This window comes from Pseudomonas siliginis (genome assembly GCF_019145195.1).
In the GTDB taxonomy this organism is placed as follows: domain Bacteria; phylum Pseudomonadota; class Gammaproteobacteria; order Pseudomonadales; family Pseudomonadaceae; genus Aquipseudomonas; species Aquipseudomonas siliginis.
The window spans coordinates 374,015-400,056 of the sequence record NZ_JAHSTW010000003.1 but is presented as its reverse complement, the minus strand read 5'-3'; the positions used below and the strand labels follow the sequence as shown (position 1 = coordinate 400,056).

22 protein-coding genes are annotated in these 26,042 nt (G+C 58.3%); 7 read left to right on the top strand and 15 right to left on the bottom strand.

Features of this window, described 5'->3' with window-relative positions; genetic code table 11:
- Positions 1-63: 63 nt before the first annotated feature.
- The 4 genes from KVG87_RS09175 to KVG87_RS09160 all read left to right on the top strand — a co-directional run bounded on the left by KVG87_RS09175 (position 64) and on the right by KVG87_RS09160 (position 6,052).
- Positions 64-1,479: a sigma-54 interaction domain-containing protein gene (locus tag KVG87_RS09175; protein ID WP_217850335.1), complete on the top strand. Its 1,416-nt coding sequence runs from the start codon at positions 64-66 to the stop codon at positions 1,477-1,479.
- 276 nt (positions 1,480-1,755) lie between these two features.
- Positions 1,756-3,147, top strand: a complete 1,392-nt coding sequence (locus KVG87_RS09170) for a GntP family permease (RefSeq protein WP_016774505.1) — start codon at positions 1,756-1,758, stop codon at positions 3,145-3,147.
- A 7-nt stretch (positions 3,148-3,154) separates the two neighbouring features.
- Positions 3,155-3,928: a 3-hydroxybutyrate dehydrogenase gene (gene hbdH / locus KVG87_RS09165; protein ID WP_071172267.1), complete on the top strand. Its 774-nt coding sequence runs from the start codon at positions 3,155-3,157 to the stop codon at positions 3,926-3,928.
- A gap of 150 nt (positions 3,929-4,078) precedes the next feature.
- Positions 4,079-6,052, top strand: a complete 1,974-nt coding sequence (locus KVG87_RS09160; protein ID WP_217850334.1) for an acetoacetate--CoA ligase — start codon at positions 4,079-4,081, stop codon at positions 6,050-6,052.
- Positions 6,053-6,070: 18 nt separating this feature from the next.
- Here KVG87_RS09160 and KVG87_RS09155 read toward each other — a convergent pair whose 3' ends face one another.
- Both KVG87_RS09155 and KVG87_RS09150 read right to left on the bottom strand, forming a co-directional pair.
- Positions 6,071-9,760, bottom strand: coding sequence for a hypothetical protein (locus KVG87_RS09155; RefSeq protein WP_217850333.1), 3,690 nt, complete (start codon positions 9,758-9,760; stop codon positions 6,071-6,073).
- A 142-nt stretch (positions 9,761-9,902) separates the two neighbouring features.
- Positions 9,903-11,012, bottom strand: coding sequence for a PilT/PilU family type 4a pilus ATPase (locus KVG87_RS09150; protein WP_217850332.1), 1,110 nt, complete (start codon positions 11,010-11,012; stop codon positions 9,903-9,905).
- 109 nt (positions 11,013-11,121) lie between these two features.
- Here KVG87_RS09150 and KVG87_RS09145 point away from each other — a divergent pair, with 109 nt between their 5' ends.
- The gene (locus KVG87_RS09145; protein ID WP_217850330.1) at positions 11,122-13,671 is read left to right on the top strand and encodes a PAS domain-containing hybrid sensor histidine kinase/response regulator; all 2,550 of its coding nucleotides are present in this window, start codon (positions 11,122-11,124) and stop codon (positions 13,669-13,671) included.
- A gap of 40 nt (positions 13,672-13,711) precedes the next feature.
- Positions 13,712-13,987: a peptidylprolyl isomerase gene (locus KVG87_RS09140; RefSeq protein WP_007912322.1), complete on the top strand. Its 276-nt coding sequence runs from the start codon at positions 13,712-13,714 to the stop codon at positions 13,985-13,987.
- A 116-nt stretch (positions 13,988-14,103) separates the two neighbouring features.
- Here KVG87_RS09140 and kdgK read toward each other — a convergent pair whose 3' ends face one another.
- From kdgK to KVG87_RS09090, 10 genes are all read right to left on the bottom strand, one after another.
- Entirely contained in the window at positions 14,104-15,024 is a 921-nt protein-coding gene (gene kdgK / locus KVG87_RS09135) for a 2-dehydro-3-deoxygluconokinase (RefSeq protein ID WP_217850328.1), read from the bottom strand.
- Positions 15,025-15,156: 132 nt separating this feature from the next.
- Positions 15,157-16,371 carry an amino acid deaminase gene (locus KVG87_RS09130; protein ID WP_122507101.1) on the bottom strand — a complete coding sequence of 405 codons (1,215 nt, stop codon included), beginning with the start codon at positions 16,369-16,371 and terminating at the stop codon, positions 15,157-15,159.
- A gap of 38 nt (positions 16,372-16,409) precedes the next feature.
- Entirely contained in the window at positions 16,410-17,174 is a 765-nt protein-coding gene (locus tag KVG87_RS09125) for an IclR family transcriptional regulator (RefSeq protein ID WP_217850475.1), read from the bottom strand.
- Positions 17,175-17,321: 147 nt separating this feature from the next.
- Positions 17,322-17,711, bottom strand: a complete 390-nt coding sequence (locus tag KVG87_RS09120) for a RidA family protein (RefSeq protein ID WP_016774497.1) — start codon at positions 17,709-17,711, stop codon at positions 17,322-17,324.
- 31 nt (positions 17,712-17,742) lie between these two features.
- A complete protein-coding gene (locus KVG87_RS09115; RefSeq protein ID WP_217850326.1) occupies positions 17,743-18,534 on the bottom strand; it encodes an amino acid ABC transporter ATP-binding protein in 792 nt (263 codons plus the stop codon).
- Positions 18,531-19,193 carry an amino acid ABC transporter permease gene (locus KVG87_RS09110; protein WP_041478712.1) on the bottom strand — a complete coding sequence of 221 codons (663 nt, stop codon included), beginning with the start codon at positions 19,191-19,193 and terminating at the stop codon, positions 18,531-18,533. The genes KVG87_RS09115 and KVG87_RS09110 overlap by 4 nt, the downstream gene beginning before the upstream one ends.
- Positions 19,194-19,202: 9 nt before the next feature.
- Positions 19,203-19,865 (bottom strand): amino acid ABC transporter permease, encoded by a 663-nt coding sequence (locus KVG87_RS09105; RefSeq protein WP_217850474.1) that lies wholly within the window; start codon positions 19,863-19,865, stop codon positions 19,203-19,205.
- A 51-nt stretch (positions 19,866-19,916) separates the two neighbouring features.
- Positions 19,917-20,765 (bottom strand): transporter substrate-binding protein, encoded by an 849-nt coding sequence (locus KVG87_RS09100; protein ID WP_041478710.1) that lies wholly within the window; start codon positions 20,763-20,765, stop codon positions 19,917-19,919.
- Between the two features lie 280 nt (positions 20,766-21,045).
- The gene (locus KVG87_RS09095; protein ID WP_217850324.1) at positions 21,046-21,327 is read right to left on the bottom strand and encodes a type II toxin-antitoxin system RelE family toxin; all 282 of its coding nucleotides are present in this window, start codon (positions 21,325-21,327) and stop codon (positions 21,046-21,048) included.
- Positions 21,317-21,565: a type II toxin-antitoxin system Phd/YefM family antitoxin gene (locus tag KVG87_RS09090; RefSeq protein WP_039758605.1), complete on the bottom strand. Its 249-nt coding sequence runs from the start codon at positions 21,563-21,565 to the stop codon at positions 21,317-21,319. Before KVG87_RS09090 ends, KVG87_RS09095 begins: the two co-directional genes overlap by 11 nt.
- 248 nt (positions 21,566-21,813) lie before the next feature.
- On the opposite strand from KVG87_RS09090, the gene KVG87_RS09085 reads away from it, so the two are divergent.
- On the top strand, positions 21,814-22,245 hold the full coding sequence (locus tag KVG87_RS09085) for a thioredoxin family protein (protein ID WP_076563196.1): 432 nt from the start codon (positions 21,814-21,816) through the stop codon (positions 22,243-22,245).
- A gap of 132 nt (positions 22,246-22,377) precedes the next feature.
- Here KVG87_RS09085 and KVG87_RS09080 read toward each other — a convergent pair whose 3' ends face one another.
- From KVG87_RS09080 to KVG87_RS09070, 3 genes are all read right to left on the bottom strand, one after another.
- Positions 22,378-23,937, bottom strand: a complete 1,560-nt coding sequence (locus tag KVG87_RS09080) for a TerC family protein (RefSeq protein ID WP_217850321.1) — start codon at positions 23,935-23,937, stop codon at positions 22,378-22,380.
- Between the two features lie 356 nt (positions 23,938-24,293).
- Positions 24,294-24,986, bottom strand: coding sequence for a vWA domain-containing protein (locus KVG87_RS09075; RefSeq protein ID WP_225930831.1), 693 nt, complete (start codon positions 24,984-24,986; stop codon positions 24,294-24,296).
- Entirely contained in the window at positions 24,959-25,969 is a 1,011-nt protein-coding gene (locus KVG87_RS09070; protein ID WP_217850317.1) for a magnesium chelatase ATPase subunit I, read from the bottom strand. The genes KVG87_RS09075 and KVG87_RS09070 overlap by 28 nt, the downstream gene beginning before the upstream one ends.
- Between the last annotated feature and the right edge of the window lie 73 nt (positions 25,970-26,042).

Sequence of the window (26,042 nt, the reverse complement as noted above, 5' to 3'; positions counted from 1 at the left end):
TGGGAGCTGGCTTGCCAGCGAAGAGGCCCGCATCAACAACCCAAATTCCGGATCAGCCGTCAGATGAACACCACCGAAAGCCTCAAGGACTACCAACGAGTCCGCACTCTGGCGATCCGTTCGCTGTTCGAGATCATCGAGCAATCCAGTGAGGGCACGGTGATTGTCGATCGCGATGCGAACATCGTCTGGATGAACGAACGCTATGCCCGGCGCTTTGGTCTCGAATCGGCGGCAGGCGCTATCGGCAAGCCTTGCGAAAGCGTGATCCCCGGCAGCCTGCTGCGCGAGGTGGTGCGCACCGGTCGGCCGATTCTGCTGGACATGCAGGACACGCCAAAGGAGCCGCTGGTGGTGATGCGCCTGCCGATCCACGACGACGCCGGCAGCGTGATCGGCGCCATCGGTTTCGCTCTGTTCGACGAGTTGCGCACGCTGTCGCCGATGCTCAAGCGTTACCTGAGCATGCAGGAGGAACTGGCCTCGACCCGCTCGCTGCTGCGTGCGCGGCAGACCAAATACAACTTCGCCCACTTCATCGGTACCAGCGCTGCCAGCCTCGAAGTCAAACGACGTGCGCGACGAAGCGCCAGCGCTGATTCGCCCGTGTTGCTGCTGGGAGAAACCGGCACCGGCAAGGAGTTGCTTGCCCAAGCCATTCACAGCGCTTCGCCACGTGCGCACAAAGCCTTCGTCAGCATCAACAGCGCGGCAATTCCCGAGGCGCTGCTGGAAGCCGAGTTCTTTGGCACGGCACCCGGCGCCTTTACCGGCGCTGACCGCAAGGGCCGCACCGGCAAATTACAAATCGCTCAGGGTGGCACGCTGTTTCTCGATGAGATCGGCGATATGCCGCTACCGCTGCAAAGCAAACTGTTGCGCGTGTTGCAGGAAAAGGAGTTCGAGCCGGTCGGCTCCAATGAAGTGATTCAGAGCGATGTGCGGGTTATCGCCGCGACGTCGACGGATTTGCAGGCGGCGATCAAGCGCGGCGAGTTTCGCGCCGATTTGTACTACCGCCTCAATGTCCTGCCGATCCAGGTGCCGCCGCTGCGTGAACGTCTCGATGATCTGCCGGCGCTGAGCGAGGCGATTCTCGAAGAACTGCGCAGCCAGCATGAACTGCACCGCGATGCGCTGGCGTTGCTCGGCCAGCATGCCTGGCCGGGCAACATCCGTGAGTTGCGCAACGTGCTGGAGCGGGCGGCGTTGCTCAGTGATGATCTGATGCTGACCGAGCAGGATATTCGCGGGGCGATTGGCACCTTAACTCCGGTTGAGCGGACGGCCGAGCCGAGCATGCAAGCCTCCGCTGGGGAGACATTTGCACAGGCGCGGGCACGGTTTGATCGGCAGTTGATCGAGTCGACCCTGGCGCAATGCGCGGGGAATGTACCGGAGGCTGCGGTTCGGCTGGGGCTGGGGCGGTCGACGCTGTACAAGAAAATGGCTGCGCTGGGGATCGCAGAGTCTACATAAAGAGATATCGAGTCTCTGCATGAAGACAAAACAAAAGCTTCGCAAGCAGGCTCGCTCCCACAGGGAAATCCATGTCAAATGTGGGAGCGTGCCTGCTCGCGAAGGCGCCGACCCATTCAAAGAAAATCTCAATTAAGAGACAAAAACAGCTCCCAGAACGCGACTCTGATCTAATTTCCTTATATTTCAACCAGTTAGAAGATTGGCACAAATCTCGCTAACCCACTCTCCGTACCCGTTCCACCCACAAAAATAACAATCCTGGAGAGACACACCATGAGTGTGATCATTGCCTTGGCAGCCCTGACGCTGCTGATGCTCGCCGCTTACCGTGGCTACAGCGTCATCCTCTTCGCCCCGATCGCCGCTCTCGGCGCGGTGCTGCTGACCGATCCGTCCGCCGTTGCCCCTGCGTTCACCGGGGTGTTCATGGACAAGATGGTCGGTTTCATCAAGCTCTATTTCCCGGTATTCCTGCTCGGCGCGGTGTTCGGCAAGCTGATCGAGCTGTCGGGTTTCTCACGCTCGATCGTGGCCGCTGCGATTCGCCTGCTCGGTACCAAACAAGCGATGCTGGTGATCGTGCTGGTCTGTGCCCTGCTGACTTACGGCGGCGTGTCGTTGTTCGTCGTTGTCTTCGCCGTTTATCCGTTTGCAGCGGAGATGTTCCGCCAGAGCAATATCCCCAAACGCCTGATCCCGGCGACCATTGCCCTCGGTGCATTCTCGTTCACCATGGACGCCCTGCCCGGCACGCCGCAGATCCAGAACATCATTCCCAGCACCTTCTTCAACACCACCGCATGGGCGGCGCCGTGGCTGGGGGTGATCGGCACGATTTTCGTGTTCTGCGCCGGCATGCTGTTTCTGCAGCGCCAACGCAACAAGGCGCAACGTGCCGGCGAAGGCTACGGCACTGAACTGCGCAACGAACCGGAAACTGCCGAAGACCTGAAACTGCCCAACCCGTGGATTGCCCTGTCGCCATTGCTGGCCGTGGGCATCATGAACCTGCTCTTCACCCAGTGGATTCCGCAGTGGTACGGCAAGACGCACAGCCTCGCGCTGCCGGGCATGGCCGCGCCGGTCACTACCGAAATCGCCAAGCTCACGGCGATCTGGGCGGTGCAGGCGGCGTTGCTGGTCGGCATCCTCATGGTCCTGGCGTTCGGCTTCAAGGCGATCAAAAGCAAACTCGCCGAAGGCAGCAAAAGCGCAGTCAGCGGTGCGTTGCTCGCGGCCATGAACACAGCGTCTGAATACGGCTTTGGTGCGGTAATCGCTTCGCTGCCGGGCTTTTTGGTGCTGGCCGACTGGCTCAAGCAGATTCCCAATCCGTTGGTCAACGAAGCGATCACCGTAACGCTGCTGGCCGGTATCACCGGTTCGGCCTCGGGCGGCATGAGCATTGCGCTGGCGGCGATGTCCGAGCAGTTCATCAGCGCGGCGCACGCGGCCAATATCCCGCTGGAAGTGCTGCACCGCGTGGCCGCGATGGCCAGCGGCGGCATGGACACCCTGCCGCACAACGGCGCGGTGATCACCCTGCTGGCGGTGACCGGATTGACCCACCGCGAAGCCTACAAAGACATTTTCTGTATTACGCTGATCAAGACCCTCGCGGTTTTCGTGGTGATCGGCACTTTCTACGCCACTGGCATTGTGTGAGGTATTCATGACCACTCTTTCCGGCAAGACAGCCTTGGTGACCGGCTCCACCAGCGGTATCGGCCTGGGCATCGCGCTGACTCTCGCGAAAGCTGGCGCCAACCTGATTCTCAATGGCTTCGGCGATGCCTCGAAGGTGATCGCCGAAGTCGCTCAGTTCGGCGGCAAGGTCGGCCATCATCCCGCCGATGTCAGCGACCCGGCACAGATTGCCGACATGGTCGCCTACGCCGAGCGCGAGTTCGGCGGCGTCGACATTCTGGTCAACAACGCGGGCATTCAGCACGTTGCGGCCGTAGAAGAGTTTCCTGTTGAGCGCTGGGATTCGATCATCGCGATCAACCTGTCATCGGTATTCCACAGCACGCGGTTGAGCCTGCCGGGCATGCGCCGCAAGAACTGGGGGCGCATCATCAATATCGCCTCGGTGCATGGCCAGGTCGGCTCCACCGGCAAAGCCGCGTACGTTGCTGCCAAACATGGCGTGATCGGCCTGACCAAAGTGGTCGGGCTGGAAACCGCGACCAGCAATGTCACCTGCAATGCGATCTGTCCGGGCTGGGTGTTGACGCCGCTGGTGCAGAAGCAGATCGACGATCGCGCGGCCAAGGGTGTCGATCCGCAGCAGGCGCAGCATGATCTGCTGGCGGAAAAACAGCCTTCGCTGGAGTTCGTCACACCGCAGCATCTGGGTGAGCTTGTGCTGTTCTTATGCAGCGAAGCCGGCAGCCAAGTGCGCGGCGCGGCGTGGAATATTGATGGTGGGTGGTTGGCGCAATAAACACCTGGCCATTGTGGGAGCGAGCCTGCTCGCGAATGCGGTGTATCAGACACAGTCCGGGATACTGACACAACGCTTTCGCGAGCAGGCTCGCTCCCACAGGGAATGATATCCCTGGCCTGTACGAATCAGATAAGAAGAGGCAAACCCATGTCCGACATCCTCTGGCAACCCGACGCCCAGCGTATCGCCCGTTCGCGTATGGATGCCTTCCGGCGCGATATCAATCAGCGGCATTCGCTCAATCTCGACGGCTACCCTGCCCTGCACCAATGGAGCATCGATCAGCGCCCGGCGTTCTGGCAGGCGGTCGTCGATTTCTTCGACATCCGCTTCCACACTCAGCCGGACGCCGTCTTGCGTGAAGGTGCAGAAATGCCCAGCGCCGAGTGGTTCCCGGGCGCGACGCTGAACTTCGCCGAACACCTGTTGCGCCGCCGCGACGATGCCGTGGCCGTGATCGCAGTTGCAGAGAATGGTCAGCGCGAACAACTGACCTGGGCCGAGTTGGCCGAACAGGTCGCCGGGTTTCAGGCGAGCCTGCGCGCTGCGGGCGTCGGTCGGGGTGATCGCGTGGCGGCTTGCATGCCCAACACCTGGCAAACCCTGGTGGCGATGCTGGCCACCACCAGCCTCGGCGCGATCTGGTCCTGCTCGTCGCCAGACTTCGGCACCCACGGCGTGATCGATCGCTTTGGCCAGATCGAACCGAAAATGCTGCTCACCTGTGCCGGTTATCAATACGCCGGAAAAACTCTGGATCAGACCGCCAAGCTCAACGAAATCCTTGCACAACTGCCGTCACTTCAGCAGTTGATCATCGTGCCGTACGCCCGTCCGCAAGCGCGCATCGAGGATTACCAAACCCTAGCCGATGTCTGCTTCTGGGAAGACTTCTATAAACCCGGCGGCGAACCGGATTTCACCCCGGTGCCGTTCAATCATCCGCTCTACGTGCTGTACTCCAGCGGTACCACCGGCGTGCCGAAATGCATCGTCCACAGCACCGGCGGCGTGCTGCTGCAACACGTCAAGGAACATGGTTTGCACTGCGACCTCGGTCCCGGTGATCGCTTGTTCTACTACACGACCTGCGGCTGGATGATGTGGAACTGGCTGGTTTCGGCGCTCGCGGTTGGCAGCGCCGTGGTGCTCTACGACGGCTCGCCGTTTCATCCGGACCATCAGCGCTTGCTCGATCTGATCGACGACGAACGCATCAATGTGTTTGGCACCAGTCCGAAATTCCTCGCGACGCTGGAAAGCAGCGGCGCCAGGCCCTGCGAAAGTCATGACTTGAGCAGTTTGAAAACCCTGCTGTGCACAGGCTCGGCTTTGTCACCGCAAAGCTACGATTTCGTTTATCGCGACTTCAAAACCGAGGTGTGTCTGGCCTCGATGTCCGGGGGTACCGACATCGTTTCGTGCTTCGTCAATGGCAACCCACTGTCAGCGGTACGGCGCGGAGAAATCATGGGCAAGAGCCTGGGCATGGCCGTCGAGGTGTGGAACGACGCTGGCCAGCCGGTTGTCGGTGAGAAAGGTGAACTGGTCTGCACGCGGCATTTCCCGGCGATGCCGATCGGGTTGTGGAATGACCCCGACGACACAAAACTCCGCCAGTCCTACTTCAGCCTGTTCCCCGGCGTCTGGGCACAAGGTGATTACGCCGAACAGTTGCCCCATGGCGCGATGATGATCCATGGCCGCTCGGATGCGGTATTGAATCCGGGCGGCGTGCGCATCGGCACGGCGGAGATTTATCGGCAGGTCGAGAAAATCAGTGAAGTGCTGGACAGCGTCGCCATCGGTCAGCAATGGCAGGAGGATGTGCGCGTCGTGTTGTTCGTGCGTTTGCACGACGGCGTCGAGCTGGATAAAGGGCTTGAACAGCGAATCCGCGAAGTGATCCGCGCCAACACCACACCCAGGCATGTCCCCGCACGCATCGTCGCAGTAACCGATATACCGCGCACCATCAGCGGCAAAGTCGTGGAGCTGGCGGTGCGCGATGTCGTGCATGGGAGGCCAGTGAAAAATACCGACGCACTGGCCAATCCCGAAGCGCTGGAACAGTTTCGGGATCGGCGCGAACTGGCCATGACCGAAGTTATTCAACACTGAATTTCGTCTGGCGCAGCCTCAATTCAGCTGTATTACAACTTCACCGGTGAGGGGCTGATCTCCACTGGCTTCGATCGCTGCGCGCATGATGCTGAGATTCAGCGAAAACAACGCTTCGTTTGTTTTCAATAAACTGAGCAAGGCAATAACGAGCATCAGCGAGTCTGCATTGAGGAGCGCTTGAGCACTTTCGTGAAAACTGCGAGTGATAGGCTCAGACCGGGGCAAGCGTCCCTTTGCCAAGTTTAGCAAGGGCGCCACGTCCAAACCGACCTTACCATCTCGGGTCGCCCCCTCGGCAGTGATCAGACTGGTCTTGGCGGGGTTGACCCGAATCATTTCGTGGATGAGGTCATCAGCGATTTCGCCGTAACCTGTCAGGCTGAATCGCTGGTTGAAGTTACGTGTATTGACCGTCATGTACTGAACACGCTTTTTATCTGTAGCTCCTGCGCTCTTCCATTTACTGTAATCGAATGGATTTACCTCAATGACGCCATCATCTAGTTTCAGGCTATCCAACAGGAAATTACTGGCGGACGTTCCGCCGAAATCCAGCCTGATGGCGCTTAGCAGATTGGACAATTCGTCACGCGCCGCCGCGGTACTGCCAAAAAACAATCCAATCGCGGGGTCGGTTTTGAAATTCAGCGCCGGCGAACCCAGCATTTCAATTGCGCTGTCTATTTTGAAACGGGCCAGTGGCAGACTGCGCTCGAGAATGTGAGCTGTAAAAACACCCGGAACCGGTTTCTGCAGTAATGGCAGACTAAACTTCTCTTGCAGGTCGAAATTGACGAGTCGTTTTCCCCACGGCTTACCTAGCCGATTGGCCGCGTACCACTCACTGCTTTTCTTGATGGCACAGACATTGAAAGAAGACGCGGTGCTTCCAAGCGGGCGCCACCTCCCGAAACCAACATCGCTAGCATTCGCCAGCTTGTGAAATTCCCGCGCCGTACCGGTCAGTCTGCTCATCTGGACAACGGCAGATTCCACGACTTTTGCGCCCGACGCGCCCAAATGCATGACGCTTTTGAACAACGCTTTCGACGCTTGGTATCCAGCAGTTGGCAATCCATCAATCGGATTGAAAGTCGAGACTGTCAGAGAAATGCCAAACTTGACGAGGCTACCGATTTTTGCCGTCAACGAAACTGTTTTGGCTGCGATATGCAGAATTTTAGCCGGGGCACCCAGTACAGTGAAGAAAATACCGATAGCATCCATCGTGCACGCGTAAATTCCGTCAACCACCTGATTTCTATTTCCGGAAGCCAAGTCTTCGATACATTTCTTGAACGGGACACACAGGTCAATAATATACGTCAGCACCTGGTTATAAGTGTTCTCCGCACGCTCTTTATCAGTGTATTCGGTGAAGACTTCCCTGAAATCCTGGAGGCTGCCCAATGGTCTGTTCTTCACAACAAATTGGGCAATATTTTCGATGTGCTCATTTACGAAAAACTGATAATGATTACGAACGCCCCGCGACGCAGAAGTCGGAGCGATAACAGTGCCAAGTTTCTCTATAACCATAATCCCAGAGGCATTCGGCGACGGCTTTTTTCCGACAATGTAGCTATCGAAATCAGTTGGAACGTTATGCGTGGGGGGCAAAGGGAAAAATGCATCATTGGGCTTCCATGTATATTCAACCCTTCCAGGCATGTTCATTTTTTGGGTATAAATAATCAATTTGCCTAGCTCATCGTTTCTTCTGCACTCCCCCAGCAAGGTAAACATTTCGTAGCATAAAGTCTGATTATTCCCGAAGGAAGCTATCATAATTACGCCGAACCGCCCCACCGCCTGGTCTTTCTTGAGCTGAACTTCGATATTTTTGGGTGGCTGATTACCCGCGCCGACCAAGTTATAATTAGCCGATGACGGATAGTAAACCTCTGCAACCGAAGGACGTACAGTAAAAAACGTGATCTTGCTTGAGGCAAAGACATCTCGATCGGCTCGAGGCATTCCTGCTATCGCCAGCTTTATGTTTGAAGCCATCGCCTTATGAATATTGCAGTGATAGCTAACGAGCTCAGCTTCGAATGCTGGTTTGATGGCAGGCAAGGCCAAAAGCTGCGGACACTTATCAAAAATGCCGGGCTCTTTATTCCAATCCCATGTTCCGGACGCCAGCACCCCTTCGATATGAAGATCAAGCATCGACACTCTCATTGCAGAATAAGTCTCAGGACGCAAAAGAGGTTGTTCAATAACATCAAAATCAGCAACCGCCTGCTTCAATGCAGTCATCGCCAGTCGTTTTCGATTGGGCGGAGCCGCCCCAAATGCCTTGATTCCCAAAACAATATCATCCACGTGCGTTTTATACGCATTTAAAGCGTCTTGAGCTGCTGTAAGAGCAGACATGTTCAGCTGCTCATGAGTGATGACTTCATTCACCAATGCCCAGTCAATGATAGGGTCGATCGCAGTAATACCTTGCAGCTCCCCCAGTACCGGGCTGACCGTTTCCATGCTTGCAAACTTCATGACTTGTTCATATGTCATGAAGCGAGAGACGCCTCGACAATTGATCTCGATAAAGCTCACCGCCTGGCAAAACGTCACCCAGCCGATCGAGCCAGCGTAAAGCTCTTGGGGCAGATTTTTAACCAAGAGACAAGGCGCTATATGAGCCAGGAGCAGGTGGGAAGCGAGAGGAATAATCGAGTGCGAATGGCCCTTTGCTACAAGGTAAGCTTCAAAATTTTCACGTATGGCATATAACGGCCTATCAGCCATGGTGCTCGAATCGTATATATCAAAGGTTCCAATGCAGTTGCGCTTACCAGCAACGCCTATGGATGAATCCAACTGCAAAATTATTGCAGTGAGCAATACCTGAGCTAGATCGTCACTACTGATTTCCTCGGAATCCTTCGCCCCCCACCAGTCCAGTGCAATGACGTATTCCTTGGCAATTTTCTGCGACGCTGGATGACGAACCAGCATTGCAACGACCTCGTTAGCGCTGTCCCAATTAACGGTAGTAACGTTATACGGTCTGACGCTTCTGAAGATTGTGTTAAGTAGATTCTCATTCGCAGGGAAAAGTTTACTCGTCACCGCGCGAATCTCTGCACACTGCTGTGGTGTCAAGGTGATCGACGTATCATTTAGCCCAGTTATCTGCCCCCAGTAATTACCAAAATTATCTCCTTCAGGCCACTTCCACTCCAAAAAGCCAATCAAGCTTTCTAGTTTTTCTCTGTCATCCGGCACGTTGAACCCGTGAAAACGCAACCACTGCGACAACAGCACTGCGTTATCAAGGTGAACGAATCCACCAAGACCTTCTGCAATAGCGACTAACTTCTCGAACTTCTCATTCGCGTCGGGATTACTCTTGACGTTATCCGATACATCCACCCACCCTTCATGAGTAACGTATATGTGAATTTCACCCGAAGACGTAACCCTACTGTAGGTGCCAGAACCGAGTAAGCTCATCAGATCCTGAAGCATCTCGCTGGCCGGTTTCTGTAAACGTCCAAAAGAGGATTCAGGCGAGAGCCAGATGATCTTTTGGTCGTCGTTTGAAATATCCCGTGCAACGTCTTCCGGAGCTTCAACAAGAAATCTTTTCAACTGGCCTAGAAGTGCCATTCGTTCTAATTCATCTGCGGCAGAACAACGCACATTATCGGCAGCGCTCAATTTGGAAAGAGCACCTGCACCACATCGATTTTTCATTTTATTGACCTGTTTATTTACATGGACTTGCTATCGAGATCGCAAATCTAATAAAAACAGGCGAAACCACAACTAACCAAGTATTAGTCTAGATTTCAAACATCTATCACCTGACCGCTCAGCCATCTACAGGCACGACAACTTACTCCACCAACCCCCAATCCCCTGTCGATGCTTTTTCGTTGATTGGAGAATCAAGTTTAAGCTTGATACCTAACCGTAAGTTGTTTGTCGAATCCGCGTTTTTCAAAGCTTCTTCTACTGTAATAACACGCGCAAGGACTAACTGTAACAGTGCAGCATCGAATGTCTGCATGCCTGAGTCTTCGGATTTCTCCATGATACTTTTCAACTCAGCCAACTCATTGCGACGGAGCGCATCAGCAACAGTCGGCGTACCTAATAACACTTCCACGGCCGCCCTGCGCTGGCCGTCGACAGTGCGCACCAAACGCTGAGAGACAAATGCTTTCAGGTTGTTGCCCAATGTCTGCAAAAGCTGTTCGCGCTTCTCCTCGGGAAACATATTGATGATGCGATCCAGCGCCTGATTGGCGTTGGTCGCATGTAATGTCGACAACACCAGATGCCCTGTATCAGCAAACGAGAGCGCATGCTCCATGGTTTCGCGATCGCGTATTTCGCCAATCAACACTACATCCGGTGCCTGGCGCAGAGTGTTCTTCAGTGCAGCATGAAAGCTGCGCGTATCGACGCCAACCTCACGCTGATTGATGATCGAGCGCTTGTGCCGATGGATATATTCGATCGGGTCTTCGATGGTCACGATGTGCCCGGCACTGTGGCGGTTGCGATGATCGATCAGCGCCGCCAGGGAGGTCGACTTACCCGAACTGGTAGCGCCGACAAAAAGAATCAGGCCACGTTTGAACATCACCGTTTCCAGCAGCACCGGCGGCAGCTTCAGGTCTTCGAATCGCGGGATGTCGACCTTGACGTTGCGGATGACGATCGAAACGTCGTTGCGCTGCTTGAAAATGTTCACCCGGAACCGGCCGACGCCCGTTCGGGAGATTGCCAGGTTCATTTCCAGATCCCGGTCGAACTCCCGGCGCTGCTCGGCGTCCATCAGGGAGGTGGCGATGGCCGCGGTTTCGCCGGGTTTGAATGGCTGATCGCTCAGCGCCGTCAGCACGCCATCAATGCGCGCACTCGGCGCTGCGCCGGTAGAGAGGAACAGATCCGAGCCGTTTTTTTGCGACAATGTTGACAACAGTGCATCGATTTCCATGGCTGAAAGCACCCGCGAAGCATTGAATGAGCAAATTTGGCCGACGCTTGGCGCGGCTCCTGCAACAATGATAGACCCCGTCTCACCGAACCACGCTCAGGATTGAAACATGAATGCTGTATCCACCACCGATGACGCCCAGGCCCTGATCGCCCGCACGGACTGGAGCCGCAGCCCGCTGGGCGCCGCCGGCACCTGGCCGCAGAGCCTGCGCACAGCGGTGGACATCGTGATTCATTCGCCGATGCCGATGCTGCTGTTATGGGGCCCGCAACTCACGCAGATCTACAACAATGGTTTTGCCCTGCTCGCCGGCAGCAAGCATCCCGAAGCCTTCGGGCAGCCAACCCATGAGATCTGGCCGGAAGTGCGGGATTTTGCCGAGCCGATATACCAAGCGGTGCTGCAGGGCCAGGTGCGCAGCTTCAGCGAGCAACGTTTCAGCGTGCAGCGCGACGGCAAAAAAACCGATTTCTGGCTGGATCTGACCTACAGTCCGATTCGCGATGAGACCGCACAGGTCGCCGGAATTCTGATCACTGCCATTGAGACCAACGAGCGCCGCCGCATTGCCCTGGAATTGCAGCGCCGTTCCGAGGAAAGCCTCAAGGCTCAGCGCCAGTCCGAAGAGCGTCTGCAACTGGCCCTTGCCGCCGCCGACGCCGTCGGAACGTGGGACTGGGACATTGGCGAAGACCGATTCATTGCCGATGCGCATTTTGCCGAACTGCATGGCGTTGATCCGAGCAAGGCCGGGCAGTTGCCGATCAGCGAATATATGCACGGGGTGCACCCCGAAGACCGCGCAATGGTTGCGCGCGGCATCAAGCACTGCATCACCCACGGCACCGAGTACGCTGAGGAATATCGCTTGTTGCAGGCCGATGGCACGCTGCGCTGGGTGTTCGCGCGGGGGCGTTGCTACAAGGATCATCATGGTCGGCCGATGCGCTTTCTCGGCGCGGCGCTGGATCTGACCGAACGCAAACACACCGAACAGGCGCTGCGTCAGAGCCAGACCGAATTGCAGTTGATCATCAACGCCATGCCGATCCTGATCAGCTATGTCGACGCCGAAGAACGTTTTCGCTTGAACAACGCAGCGTATCTCGACTGGTACGGCCTCACACCGCAGGAGTTGTACGGGCGCACGATTCGCGAAGTCATCGGCGAAGAGGCGTATTTCCTGCGTGCGCCGTACATCGCCGAAGCGCTGGCCGGGCGCGCCTGTTCCTTCAGTTTCTACACGCCGCACCGCGATGGCAGCACCCGTCATGCCCTCATGAATTATCTGCCGCGACATGGCGCAGACGGTGCAGTGAACGGCTTCTACATCTTTGTCATCGACGAGACCGAGCGCAAGAAAACCGAAGAAGCCCTGCGTAATCTCAACGAGACCCTCGAAGAGCGGGTCAGCGCGCGCACCGAGCAACTGGCTCAGGCCAACGAGCGTTTGCAGAACGAGATGTTCGAACGCGAGCGCGCCGAAGATGCCTTGCGCCATGCGCAGAAGATGGAAGCCGTCGGCCAGCTCACGGGGGGCATCGCCCACGACTTCAACAACATGCTCACCGGCATTATCGGCAGTCTGGACTTGATGCAGCGCTACATCGCCAATGGTCGTGCCGACGAGATCGGCCGTTTTACCGAAGCGGCCGTGTCATCGGCCAATCGCGCGGCGGCGCTCACGCATCGCTTGCTGGCGTTCTCGCGGCGCCAGTCGCTGGACCGCAAGCAACTGCACGTCAATGAACTGGTGCATTCACTGGAAGACCTGATCCGCCGCACCAAGGGCGATGCCATCGAGCTGCAACTGCGCCTGCCCGAGGATTTGTGGCCGGTGAGTACCGACGTCAGCCAGCTGGAAAATGCCCTGCTCAATCTGGTGATCAATGCCCGCGATGCGATGCCCGAAGGCGGCACGTTGCTGATCCAGACCGCGAACGTGTATCTCGACAGCAGCGACACCACCATTCTCGAGCCGGTGAAGGCCGGGGAATACGTGATGCTAGCGGTCAGCGATAACGGCACCGGCATGACCCCATCAATCCGTTCCAAGGCGTTCGATCCGTTCTTTACCACCAAGCCGATCGGCCAGGGTACCGGTCTGGGGCTGTCGATGATCTACGGTTTCGCCCAGCAGTCCGGCGGCCATGTCAGCCTCGACAGTGTGCCGGGGCAAGGTACTTGCGTACGTCTGTACTTGCCGCGTTTGCTTGAGCCGACGCCCGAATCCTCGTCTGTGGAGAAAGCCGAACCGATTGCCGCTTCATCTTCAGGCGAGACCGCGATTGTGGTCGAGGATGATCCGGCAGTGCGCATGCTGGTGCTCGATCTGCTCAAGGAACTGGGCTACACAACCTTCGAAGCGGAAAACGCCACGAACGCCCTGCCCGTGCTCGAGTGCGTGCAACGCGTCGATCTGCTGGTCACTGATGTCGGGCTGCCGGGCATGAACGGTCGGCAGTTGGCGGAGATTGCTCGCCAGCATCGTCCGGGGCTTAAAGTGCTGTTCATGACCGGTTACGCGCAGATTGCTGCCGAGCGTCAGGGCTTCCTTGAAGAGGGCATGGACATGGTCGCCAAGCCCTTTGTCCTTGAAGTGCTGGCGAGCAAGATTCGCAAGTTGAGCAACCCGACCCCGCGACTTGAGGCATAATCGCGCGCCCCGCTGTCACCCCGTTATCAGGTATTGCACGATGAAAGCCCAAGCCCGCCACATTCTGGTGAAAACCGCCGAAGAGGCCGAACAACTCAAACAGCGCATTGCCAAGGGCGAAGCGTTCGATGTGCTGGCGAAGAAATTTTCCACCTGCCCGTCCGGCAAACGCGGCGGCGACCTGGGCGAAGTGCGGCCGGGGCAGATGGTCGGCGCGATTGATGCGGTAATTTTCAAGAAACCGCTGCGCACCGTGCATGGGCCGATCAAGAGCAAATTTGGGTATCACCTGGTGCAGGTGTTTTATCGCGATTGATCGACTGGCTGCCGGGCTTCTTCGCGAGCAGGCTCGCTCCCACATTTCGACCGGGTTTTCATTGTGGGAGCGAGCCTGCTCGCGAACCGATTGCGCAGCAAGCGGCCATTCTCTGACTACCTGGGGATCAGCGCCCCTGGCACCTGTATCACCCGACTGGCCAATTCATGTCCCGCTTGCGCCGCTTCTGCCGGGCTGCCGCCGAGCAGGCGTCGGGCCAGATACGCCGCACTGAACGAATCCCCCGCCGCCGTGGTGTCGACAACCTTGTCGACCTTTTGCGCCGGCACCTCAAACGCCTCCCCCTGACAACGAATCAGGCACGCCTCGGCGCCACGCTTGAGCACCACTTCTGGCGTGCCAATCTGCGCATACGTCGCAAACACCTCAGCGCAATCGGCAAACCCGAACAACGCCTGTTCGTCATCCACGGTGAGCAACGCCAGATCGACATAAGGCAAGACGCTGCGATACGCCGCCCGCGCCTCTTCCACAGAAGCCCACAAGCGTGGACGGTAGTTATTGTCAAACACGATGCGCGCATCACGCTGCCGGGCTTCGCTCAACGTCTTGATCAGGCGGGCACGGCCTTGCATGCCAAGTACGGCGAGGGTGATCCCGCTGAAATACAGCACGTCGTAGTCCGGCAAGGCCGCGAGAATCAGCTCGGCCGCAGGGGTAGTGAAGCAATCGCGTACCGCCGCTTCGTTGCGCCAGTACAGGAAACGTCGCTCGCCGTTCGCGTCGGTCTGGATGCAGTACAAACCGGGAAGCCGACCAGGCAAGCGCTGCACCAGATTGAGGCCGATGCCTTCGCTGCGCCAGATCTGGCACATTGCGTCACTGAAACTGTCATCGCCCAGCGCGGTGACGTAGTCGACTTGCGCCTTGTCGCCCAGCGCGCGAGACAGGTAAACGGCCGTATTGAGGGTATCGCCACCGAAGCTTTGCTGCAGACTGCCGTCGGCACGTTGTTGCAGTTCGATCATGCATTCGCCGATAAGGGCGATGCGTGGGGTGTTGCGGAGGATTTTCATCGGGTGGGATCTCGGGTGGTTCAGTGGTGGCTAAGCGGGCGTCTTCGCGAGCAGGCTCGCTCCCACATTCAAATGCGTCCTCTGTGGGAGCGAGCCTGCTCGCGAATAGCCGCCGCAACGCAATCTCAAGCCTTAGAAGCAAGTCTCCATGGTCTCGATGACCGCCAGCTGCTCATCCACCAGCAACCCCACCCGCCATTTGTCAAACGTCAGGCACGGATGCGAAGTACCAAAGGAAATGATGTCGCCGACCCGCAGTTCTACACCCGGCGCCACGGTCATGAACGCATGCTGATCCATCACCGCCGTGACCTTGCACGCGCCGACATCATCCCCCGCCGCCGGCACCACGCCGGCCTTGTAGCGCAACAACGGCACCGGCAAACCGGCATCGAAGGCGACGTCGCGCTTGCCCAGAGCAATCACCGCAAAACCCGGTTCCGGCAGCGACTGCACATGAGCCCAGACTTCCAGCGCCGGGCGCAGGCCTTCGTGCAGGTCGCTGCGACGGTCGAGCACGCAGCACTGCGCCTCTTTGTAGATGCCATGGTCGTGCGCGACATAACTGCCCGGGCGCAACACACTGAGGAAGCGGCCAGCGGCGTTCTGGGTTTCGAAAGATTCAGCGATCAGGTCGTACCAGGCCGAACCCGACGCAGTGATGATCGGTCTGGCGATGGCAAAGGCGCCGCTGTCCTGTAGCTGCACCGCGAGGCGAACCAGCGACGCGGCGAATTCGCGAATGCCACGGACCGCATGATCGCCATGAATCACGCCTTCGTAACCTTCAATACCGGTGAGAGCCAGTGCCGGTTGCGCATCGATGGCCTTGGCCAATTCGATGACTTCCTGCTCGCTGCGGCAACCGCAACGGCCGCCAACCACGCCGTATTCGATCATCACGTTGAGCTTCACTCCCCGCGAAGCGAAGTAACTCCCGAGGTCGGCGACGTTGTCGGGGTGATCGACCATGCAATGGAAATCGAACGTCGGATCGGCGAGCAGATCGGCAATCAACGCCATGTTCGGCTTACCGACCAACTGGTTGGCCATCAACACGCGACGCACGCCGTGGGCATAAGCCGCGCGGGTTTGGGTGGCGCTGGCGAGGGTGATGCCCCAGGCGCCGGCGTCAAGCTGTCGTTTGAACAGTGCCGGGGTCATGCTGGTTTTGCCGTGGGGCGCCAGTTCGGCGCCGCTGTCGCTGACGAATTTCTGCATCCAGCGAATGTTGTGCTCCAGCGCCTCGCGGTGCAGCACCAGCGCCGGCAGGCTGACGTCGCGGGTCAATTGCGCACCGATGACGGCGTCGCCTTTTTCTACGGCAGAGTTGATGGCAGTGGTCATGGTCCAATCCTCACAGTCGCGGCCGCAGGCAGCCACGGTTATTCGTTGATCCGCCGGGCGAGGCTGTTGGCGCTCTCGATCAGCACCCGGCGATAGTCGCTGTAATTGTTTTTCGCATCGGCGCGCGGGGCGACGATGCACAACGTGCAAATGGCCACGCCCTGCGGGTCTTTGACCGGCGCGGCGAAGCAATGGGTGAAGGTGTCGGCGACGCTGTCGAAGGAGAAGAAGCCATCGCTGCCGGCCTGACGAATCTCCGCCAGAAAGCGTTCCAGCGGCAGGCGTTCGCCGTCGGGCAGGATGTAGTCGTCTTCGTCGATCAGGTCGATGATCTGTTGATCGCTCAAGTGCGCGAGCAGCAGGCGCCCGGAGGCGGTCCACGGGATCGGCGCGTTTTCGCCAATATCGGAGGAAATGCGGAAATGCCGCTCGCCCTCCTTCATCAACGCCACCGTGTATTTGCGCCCGTTGAGCAGGCACATCTGCGCGGTTTCGCGGGTCTGGCTGACGATCTCCTGCAAGGCGTGATCGGCCTCGCGGCTGAGGTCGAAATGGCGCAGATGCGCTTGGCCGAGGAAGTACAACTGGCGGCCGAGATAGACGTGGCCGTCCTTGCCCACCGGTTCCAGAATCCGCCGTTCCAGCAAGGATGCGACCAGTTCGTAGACCGTGGATTTCGGGCCGCCGATGCCGTTGGCGATGTCGTTGGGGCGCAGGGGCTGGCCGATTTCCTTGAGAAAATCGAGGATATCGAACGCCCGGTCCAGACCACGTGCCCGGCGCTTGATGGTGTCTTCGGTCATTTCAGTAATTTCCATTCAATTTCGCCGGGAGTTTACCGAGAGTCCAGTGTCGCCTGTTACATCGCTTTCGCGAGCAGGCTCGCTCCCACAGGAAAACGCATTCCAAATGTGGGAGCGAGCCTGCTCGCGAAGAGGGCTGCACTTGTTTCAGGCCTTCTTCTTGTAGGCAATGCAGTCGATCTCAACCTTGCAATCAACCATCATGCTCGCCTGCACACAGGCCCGCGCCGGGGCGTGTTCGGGTTTGAAATACTCGGCGAAGACCTTGTTGAAACTGCTGAAATCCCGTGGATCGTCCAGCCAGACGCCGGCGCGGACCACGTCTTCAAGACCATAACCAGCCTCTTCGAGAATGGCGATCAGGTTTTTCATGGTCTGGTGGGTCTGTTCGACGATGCCGCCAACGATGATCTCGCCATCCACCGCCGGTACCTGGCCGGACACATGCAGCCAGCCATCCGCTTCGACTGCGCGGGCGAATGGACGAGGCTGGCCGCCGGCGGCGGTGCTGCCGGTGCCGTAACGCGTAATGCTCATGGGTGTTTCTCCTGATTGCAAAAGTGCAGATTCAAAACCGCGTGCTTTTGAGAAATTCCGCCAGACGCGGCGATTGCGGGCGTTCGAACAGTTCCTTGGGAGGCCCCTGCTCTTCGATTCGCCCTTGATTCATGAAAACGATCTTGTCCGAGACCTCAAAGGCGAAACGCATTTCGTGGGTCACCAGCAACATGGTCATGCCGTCCTCGGCCAACCCCTTGATCACGTTGAGCACCTCACCGACCAGCTCAGGGTCAAGGGCCGAAGTGACTTCGTCAAAGAGCATCAGGCTCGGGTTCATCGCAATCGCGCGGGCAATCGCCACACGCTGTTGCTGGCCGCCGGACAACTGACCGGGAAAGTGATTGCGCCGCTCCAGCAGGCCGACGCGCTCCAACCATTTTTCGGCAAGCACCACGGCTTCGTCCTTGTGCATCTTCTTCACCTTGAGCAGGCCCAAGGTGACGTTCTGCAACGCGGTCAGGTGCGGAAACAAGTTGAATTGCTGGAAGGCCATGCCGGTCATCGCACGATGCCGGGCAATGACCTTTTCCGCATGGCGCACGCGTTTGCCGTTGACCTCGTCGTAGCCGATGGACTCGCCGTCGAGCAGAATCTGCCCGCCCTGAAAGTCTTCAAGCATGTTCACGCAACGCAGCAGCGTGGTCTTGCCCGAGCCACTGGAGCCGATCAGCGTAACGACGTTACCGCGCTGCATGCTCAGGTCGACACCCTTGAGCACTTCCACCGCGCCGTACTGTTTGTGCAGGCCGCGAATATCCAGCAACGCCTGATTCTGTGAAGCAACTTGAGCTTGAGTCATGGCAAGGCCACCCGCTTTTCAATGTGCCGGCCGAGTAATTCGATGCCGTAGTTGATGACGAAGAACAGAAAACCGGCGAACAGGTAGAACTCCAGGGTCATGAAGTTTCGGGCGATGATCTGTTGTGTGCTGAGCAGCAATTCGGCGACGCCGATCACCGAGAGCAAGGTCGAAGCCTTGACGATTTCGGTCGACGAATTGACCCAGGTCGGCAGGATCTGCCGCAATGCCTGAGGCAACAGCACGTAGCCGAGGGATTGGTAGAACGTCAGGCCGATGGCTTTCCCCGCCTCCATCTGCCCGCGCGGCAAGGCTTGCAGCGCACCACGGACAATCTCGGCGACGTGCGAGCCGCAAAACAGCGTCAGGCCCAGGGCTCCAGCCTGAAACGCACTGATCTGCCAACCGAGCGCCGGCGCCATATAAAAGCAGGCCAGCACCAATACAAACACTGGCGTGCCGCGAATCAGATCGACGTACAGCCGAAACGGCGCGCGCATCCAGAATCTGCCGTAAGTCAGGACCAGGCCGGCAACCACGCCGAGCATGGTGCCCAACACAATGGCCAGCGCCGAGACCTGCACGCTGGTCAGAAAGCCCTGCCACAACGGCTCGCGGGCGAGCCACAATTCATGCAACCAACTGGGAGATTGGTACATCGCAGCCTCCTATCGGCGGATCGCCAGACGCTGCTCGAGGTAACGCAGCAGCATGGTAATGAGGTAACAGGCCGCGACATACAACGCCGTGGTCACCAGCCAGGTTTCGATCACCCGGTAGCTCTCGACGTTGATCTTGCGCGCGTAATAGGTCAGCTCCGGTACCGCAATCGCAGCCGCCAGCGAGGTGTCCTTGAACAGCGAAATGAAGTTGTTCGACAGCGCCGGCAGTACGTTGCGCAACATCACCGGCACGGTGATGTAAGCCTTCACCTGCCACTCCCCGAGACCGATCGCCAGCCCCGCTTCGCGCTGGCCTTTGGGAATGCTCAGCAAGCCGCCACGAAAAACTTCGGTCAGGTACGCGCCGGCATACAGCGACAGCGTGATGATGAACGACGGAATCTTGTCCAGACGAATGCCAAGGCTGGGCAGCGCAAAGTAGATCAACAGAATCAACACCAGGATTGGCGTGTTGCGCACCACCGTGACGTACACCGAGGCCAGCACCCGCAAGGCGCGATGTTTGGAGAGCAAGGCAAACGCCATCAGCAGGCCGATCACGCAGCCGATGGCGATCGACACCAGCGCCAGCTGCAAGCCCAGCCCGAGCCCTGCCAGCAAGGTGTCGAAATCGCGCCACACGGCGGCAAAGTTCAACTGATAGTTCATGGTCAGCAGTACCTTGAGCGGGGCGACGGTCATCGCCCCACTCTCACGGGATCATTTGAATTCGACTGGAAAACCGATCGCGGGCGACGGCAGATCGACACCGAACCATTGCTTGAAGGAGGCGGCGTAGGTCGGGAACTCAACCCCGGTCATGGCTTCATGCAGCGCGGTGTTTACGAAGTTCAGCCAGTCCTGATCGCCACGTTTGACGGCGCAAGCGTAAGTCTGCGGGCTCCAGGCATAGCTCGGGCTGCGGTAGCGGCCCGGGTTCTGCACCATCAGGTATTTGACCGAGGACTGGTCGGTTGCGGCGGCATCGGCACGGCCGGAGTTCACGGCCTGATACATCAGGTCGACGCTGTCGTACTGGTCGACCTTGGCCTTGGGCAATGCCTGATGCACCAGTTCTTCGGCGTAGACGTTCTGCAGCACCGCAACGGTGACGTCATCGCCCGCCGCTTGCAGGTCTTCGATCTCCTTGTATTTGCTGTTGTTCGGCAACAGCAGGCCGACGCCTTCGCGGTAGTACGGCAAGGTAAATGCCACTTGCTGCGCGCGGCTGGCGGTGACGGTGATGAACTGGCAGCTCATGTCGACCTTGTCGGTCAGCAGGTTGGGGATCCGCGCATCGGAGGACTGCACCACGAACTCGACTTTGCTCGGGTCGTTGAACAGTCCCTTGGCCACCATCCTGGCGATGTCGATATCAAAACCCTGCAACTTGCCGTCCGCGCCCTGAAAGTGCCACGGCGCGTTGGTGCTGCCGGTGCCCACGATCAACTTGCCACGGGCGAGAACACTGTCGAGCTTGCTGTCGGCCGCCTGGGCCAGACCCATGACCGAGGAAGAAGCCGCAAGGACAAAAACACACGCTTTGAACAACGAAGGATGGCGACGCATGGCAAGCACTCCACAATTGTGTTTATTCCGCTATACCGGAATACGGTTTGTTACTACGGAATAGACAGCAGAAAGTGTGCCACAGGAATCTCGCGAAATCTGTAACTGCGTTGAACGCTTTTGGAATCAACAAGATATGGTTCGTCGACCAAAGGGTTTGGCCCGACCAGGAGCGAAGGCAACACCTGACAAAGCCAGGAAAGGGGTAATGCGTTCCCAACTTGGGTCAGATCGCGCCGTTGTGGTGCGAATCAGGGTGACAGTTGAACAAGACCCGGTATCAGCGCTTTAGCGCCTGCCTGTAGACATCACCACCCTGCCGTCTCGCGACGGCTATCACCGTCACGACCAGTACCTCGTCCCTGACCCGATAGACCAACCGATATCCAGCGCTTCGAAGCTTGATTTTATAGGCGTTACTCAATCCTTTCAGACAAGCCGCCGGAACGTGGGGATTTGCCAGCCTTTCAACAAGTTTATCTTTGAACTGCTCTCTGAGCTCCGACCCAAGCTTTCGCCACTCCTTCCAAGCCTTTTCAGAAAATTCCAGTTCATAGGTCATCAATGGATACCTTGATGGTCGGATCGTTTTCTCGCTCCTTGCAAAGGGCGATCAGTTCCAGATCCTCCAGGCGCTCCATCATTGCTTCATATTCCTTGGCAGGAACACAGTAGAAGGCCGGTTCGTTTCGATTAAGGATCGCCACAGACCGGCCTCCACCAGCTGCCACTGTACCCATAGGGTTTTTTTTCAATTCGGAAATACTCGCTACGACGTGAGAAAGAACAATGTGCGTCATGAACTGTGCCTCTTGAAGTGCTCTGATTAGTGCTCAAAATAGCACTCCAAGTGATGCTCGGCGCAATGCATTGAGGTTACCACGCGGTTTCTTGTGAGGTTCCCGCATTGGTTGTCAGGTCTATCTGGCGTTCTTGTGGGATTAATCTCGTGGTTACGCACCCCACCTGTAATTTCTGACAGTAGACCGCGACGCCCCTACTCCTTTAACGTCAAGGAGCCTACCCGCTCGTTGAAAAGGACCCTTCGATGAACGCCACAAACACAACCTCCACGCTGGCCCCGGTTTACCGCAAAGCCCTGAAAACCTGGCGCCCGGTCATTCTGTATTTCGCCAATGATCACTGCCCCGCCTGCGAATGGGCCGGGCCGATCTTTCGGCAGATTGCCGAGCCTTACCGACTGCGCGCCAACATCTATATGCTCAACACCAGCCAATCGCCCAAGCACCCGAATGTCACGGGCACGCCAACAGTGCTGTTCTATAAAAACGGCAGGCTGCTGAAAAAGCTCAAAGGTATCGGCACTGAAGAAACCCTCGCACGGGATTTCACCGTGCACATCGGCAAGACCAAAGCCCCCTTTGCAGCGCGTAAACGGAAGCATGATCTGCCTTGGCTGCGTCAGACACTTCGTACTTTGCGTACCGTCCCACATGGGCGCCTACGCCGGATGTTCTGAACGAGCCCAGAGCTGTGAAGTGCCTGCCAAATTGCCTTCGCGAGCGGGCTAGCTGCCACATTGAACTGCGTTGCAATGTGGCAGCTAGCCCGCTCGCAAAAAGGCCAGCACAGCTTTTAGAAAACGCAAGGATTACGCGGCAGCGCGCTCCAGCAACACCCGCGTCACCCGCCGCTCTTCCACCGCTTTGACAGTCAATTGCCAGCCCTCGTATTCCAGTTGATCGCCGGTCATCGGCAACCGATCCAGCAGACTCATCACCAACCCGGCCATGGTCTGATAATCCTCGGTCGGCTCGGCATCGAAGCCGGTACGCTGGCGAACGCGAGCCAAGGGCAGCGCGCCGCTGACCAGAAACCCGCCGCGCTCCTCGACCACGTCCGGGCCTTCGATTTCGCTGGCATCGGGTAGTTCGCCAGCGATCGATTCGAGGATGTCGGTCATGGTCAATACGCCGACGAAATCGCCAAACTCGTTGACCACGAAAGCGATGTGCGTCGATGCCGCGCGCATCTGCTCCAGGGCATTGAGGATCGAGTAACTGTCGAGCAGATTGACGGTCTTGCGTGCCAGATGCTCCAGGTTCGGCTCGTTGCCGGCCAGATACTCCTTGAGCAATTCCTTCTTGTGTACGAAACCCAAGGGCTCATCCACCGCGCCATCGCGAATCAACGGCAAGCGTGAGTACGACGAATGCATCAACTTCGTGCGAATGGTTTCGGCGTCATCGGCAAGGTCGATCAGGTCAACGTCGGCGCGCACCGTCATCAGGTTACGAATCGGCCGCTCTGCCAGTTGCAGCACGCCGCTGATCATCACCCGCTCACGACGGTCGAACAGCTCGGCCACCGGCGCTTCACCGTTGTCCAGCAGGTCGGAGATTTCCTCACCAACCTCCTCCGCCGCCAGCTTGCGGCCACCGAGCAGACGCATCACTGCATGGGCCGTGCGCTCACGCATTGGCCGCACGCCCTGCATCGAACGTTTGCGCCGCGCCCGGGCGACCTGGTTGAACACCTCGATGAGGATCGAGAAACCGATGGCGGCGTACAGGTAACCTTTCGGGATATGGAAGCCCAGACCTTCGGCGGTCAAGGCAAAACCGATCATCATCAGGAAGCCCAGACACAGCATGATCACGGTCGGATGTGCGTTGACGAAGCGGGTCAGCGGCTTGCTGGCGACGATCATCAGGCCGATGGAAATGATCACCGCGATCATCATCACCGCCAGTTCATCGACCATGCCCACAGCGGTAATCACCGCATCGAGGGAGAACACCGCGTCGAGCACCACGATCTGCGCGACGATCGGCCAGAACAGCGCGTAGGTTGTGTTGGTCGAGCGCTCGCCGACGTGGCCTTCGAGGCGCTCATGCAACTCCATCGTCGCCTTGAACAACAGGAACACGCCACCGAACAGCATGATCAGATCACGCCCGGAGAAGCTCTTGTCGAACACCTCGAACAACGGCTGCGTGAGCGTAACCAGCCAGGAAATGCTCGCCAACAGGCCCAGGCGCATGATCAACGCCAACGACAGGCCGATGATCCGCGCGCGATCACGCTGATGCGGCGGCAGTTTGTCGGCAAGAATTGCGATGAACACCAGGTTGTCGATACCCAGTACCAGTTCCAGCACGATCAGAGTCAAAAGGCCTAACCAGGCCGTGGGATCCGCTAACCATTCCATAAAACGTCTCGATCTCTCTCAGTGAATTCAGGCGGCCGGACACGGCGAAGTGCAACGCGAAGGCTCAAGAGCCGCGTTATCAACCATAGTCGGGAGTCGGAAGACGGGGTGCTGCGAAAGGATCAAGACCGCGCAACGTTGCGCTGGAGAGTGCTGACTGGGAGGCTCCGAGAGGGTGTTCATGTAAATCCTGAATGAAAAATGGCCTTGGAGCGTACAGGTTTAACCGGCCTGCTCCACAGCGGTAAATCATTTCAAAATCTGTATGAATGACCTTGATCGGAGACTTTCAGCGTTGCTGAAGAAGCCTTCGCGAGCAGGCTCGCTCCCACAGGGTGCGAGCGGTGCGGCGGATTTCAGCGTAAACCCAGCTCATCGATATGCTGATACTGCGCTTGCAGCGCGGTCGCCAGATCCTTTGCCCGGCCCAGTCTGATCGGCCCGCGCTCAATGTCGATCAGCAATCCCGGACACGCCAGCACTGGCAACCCTGAAAGTTCTTTCAAGCGACCATCGGTCACGATCAGGCAGCGTTGCTGTTCGGCGGGAAAGCGCTTGCGTCTAACCTTCAGCCATTGCTGCGCCTGTTCCAGTGCCGCGAGCAACGGCGTGCCGCCACCGGCGCCCAGACCGTCGAGCCAGACGCGCAGGCCGCTTGAGGCCTTCAAGCCTTGCAATTGCCATTTCGGCGCAGAACCACTGGCAGTCAGCAACGCCAGCCGCGCCCGCTGGCGGTAAGCGTCGTCGAACAACTGCGCGAGCAGGCCCTTGGCATCGCTCAAAGCCTGATGGCGACGGGTCGAGGCCGACGCGTCGACGATCACCAGCCAGATTTCATGGGGTGAGCGGGTGCGCTGTTGAAACAGCAAATCGGCGCGGCGCTGAGGGCGGCCATTGAGCAGCGTGCCCGGCCAGTTCACCGAACCGCTGCTGGCGCTCTGGCGTCGGCCCTGGCGGCCATTGTCGAGTTGTCCGGCACGGGGTCTGGCATTCGCCCCCGCGTCGGATCGGGGGCGAATGCCTAGGGCTTTTTTGCCTGTGGCGGCCAGCTCGGAACTTCGCGGCGGGCACCGGTGGCTTGCGCCGTTGCCGGCATCTCGCCCCACTGGCCCTGGCCTTCGCCGGATTTGCTGTCTGTGCCTGAGGAAGATTGCGCTTGTGATTGGGCGCTGGATGAAGGGTGTTCGCGGCGGCGATGGCGCAGGGCAAATTCGGCCACCGCGTCGATATCCTCTTCAGCAATCGCATCGGCCCCACGCCATGCCGCATGGGCGCGAGCCGCGCGCAACCACACCAGATCAGCGCGCAAGCCATCGACGCCAGCGGCGAAACAACGCTCGGTAATCAACGCCAATGCCGCATCATCCAGCGGGATGGCTGCCAAGCGCTCGCGGGCGCTTTCACAGCGCGAACGCAGGATGTGTTGCTCGCTCGCCCACTGCGCGCAGAACCCTTGCGGATCGCTGTCGAAATCCAGCCGCCGGCGAATGATTTGTCCGCGTTCGGCGGGCGCAGTGTGGCCGCTGAGGGCAACGTTCAAGCCGAAGCGGTCAAGCAGTTGCGGCCGCAGTTCGCCCTCTTCCGGGTTCATGGTGCCGATCAGGACGAATTTGGCCGAATGCCGATGGGAGATGCCGTCACGCTCGATCAGGTTGATACCGCTGGCGGCGACATCGAGCAGCAGATCGACCAAGTGATCCGGCAGCAGATTGACCTCATCGACATAGAGCACGCCACCGTCAGCCTTGGCCAGAACACCGGGCGAAAACTGCGCGCGACCGTCGCTCAGGGCAGCGTCGAGATCGAGGGTGCCGACCAGCCGCTCTTCGGTAGCGCCCAACGGCAAAGTGACGAATTGGCCGCTGGCGAGCAGATCCGCCAAGCCCCGGGCCAGGGTCGACTTGGCCATGCCGCGCGGACCTTCGATGAGTACGCCGCCGATTTTCGGGTCGATGGCGCTCAGGCACAGGGCGAGTTTCAAGTCATCGGCGCCGACCACGGCGGAGAGCGGGAAATGCGGGGTGTCGGTCATCTTGGGTACTCGTTCATGGTCGGTGAAAGGTTTTCAATTGCAGGAGTGAGCCTACTCGCGATGGCGGTGTACC

Bases quoted from the DNA above. Each gene is read 5' to 3' on its own strand.
- KVG87_RS09175 (WP_217850335.1), top strand. From the start codon at position 64: ATGAACACCACCGAAAGCCTCAAGGACTACCAACGAGTCCGCACTCTG.
- KVG87_RS09170 (WP_016774505.1), top strand. From the start codon at position 1,756: ATGAGTGTGATCATTGCCTTGGCAGCCCTGACGCTGCTGATGCTCGCC.
- hbdH (WP_071172267.1), top strand. From the start codon at position 3,155: ATGACCACTCTTTCCGGCAAGACAGCCTTGGTGACCGGCTCCACCAGC.
- KVG87_RS09160 (WP_217850334.1), top strand. From the start codon at position 4,079: ATGTCCGACATCCTCTGGCAACCCGACGCCCAGCGTATCGCCCGTTCG.
- KVG87_RS09155 (WP_217850333.1), bottom strand. From the start codon at position 9,760: ATGAAAAATCGATGTGGTGCAGGTGCTCTTTCCAAATTGAGCGCTGCC.
- KVG87_RS09150 (WP_217850332.1), bottom strand. From the start codon at position 11,012: ATGGAAATCGATGCACTGTTGTCAACATTGTCGCAAAAAAACGGCTCG.
- KVG87_RS09145 (WP_217850330.1), top strand. From the start codon at position 11,122: ATGAATGCTGTATCCACCACCGATGACGCCCAGGCCCTGATCGCCCGC.
- KVG87_RS09140 (WP_007912322.1), top strand. From the start codon at position 13,712: ATGAAAGCCCAAGCCCGCCACATTCTGGTGAAAACCGCCGAAGAGGCC.
- kdgK (WP_217850328.1), bottom strand. From the start codon at position 15,024: ATGAAAATCCTCCGCAACACCCCACGCATCGCCCTTATCGGCGAATGC.
- KVG87_RS09130 (WP_122507101.1), bottom strand. From the start codon at position 16,371: ATGACCACTGCCATCAACTCTGCCGTAGAAAAAGGCGACGCCGTCATC.
- KVG87_RS09125 (WP_217850475.1), bottom strand. From the start codon at position 17,174: ATGACCGAAGACACCATCAAGCGCCGGGCACGTGGTCTGGACCGGGCG.
- KVG87_RS09120 (WP_016774497.1), bottom strand. From the start codon at position 17,711: ATGAGCATTACGCGTTACGGCACCGGCAGCACCGCCGCCGGCGGCCAG.
- KVG87_RS09115 (WP_217850326.1), bottom strand. From the start codon at position 18,534: ATGACTCAAGCTCAAGTTGCTTCACAGAATCAGGCGTTGCTGGATATT.
- KVG87_RS09110 (WP_041478712.1), bottom strand. From the start codon at position 19,193: ATGTACCAATCTCCCAGTTGGTTGCATGAATTGTGGCTCGCCCGCGAG.
- KVG87_RS09105 (WP_217850474.1), bottom strand. From the start codon at position 19,865: ATGAACTATCAGTTGAACTTTGCCGCCGTGTGGCGCGATTTCGACACC.
- KVG87_RS09100 (WP_041478710.1), bottom strand. From the start codon at position 20,765: ATGCGTCGCCATCCTTCGTTGTTCAAAGCGTGTGTTTTTGTCCTTGCG.
- KVG87_RS09095 (WP_217850324.1), bottom strand. From the start codon at position 21,327: ATGACCTATGAACTGGAATTTTCTGAAAAGGCTTGGAAGGAGTGGCGA.
- KVG87_RS09090 (WP_039758605.1), bottom strand. From the start codon at position 21,565: ATGACGCACATTGTTCTTTCTCACGTCGTAGCGAGTATTTCCGAATTG.
- KVG87_RS09085 (WP_076563196.1), top strand. From the start codon at position 21,814: ATGAACGCCACAAACACAACCTCCACGCTGGCCCCGGTTTACCGCAAA.
- KVG87_RS09080 (WP_217850321.1), bottom strand. From the start codon at position 23,937: ATGGAATGGTTAGCGGATCCCACGGCCTGGTTAGGCCTTTTGACTCTG.
- KVG87_RS09070 (WP_217850317.1), bottom strand. From the start codon at position 25,969: ATGACCGACACCCCGCATTTCCCGCTCTCCGCCGTGGTCGGCGCCGAT.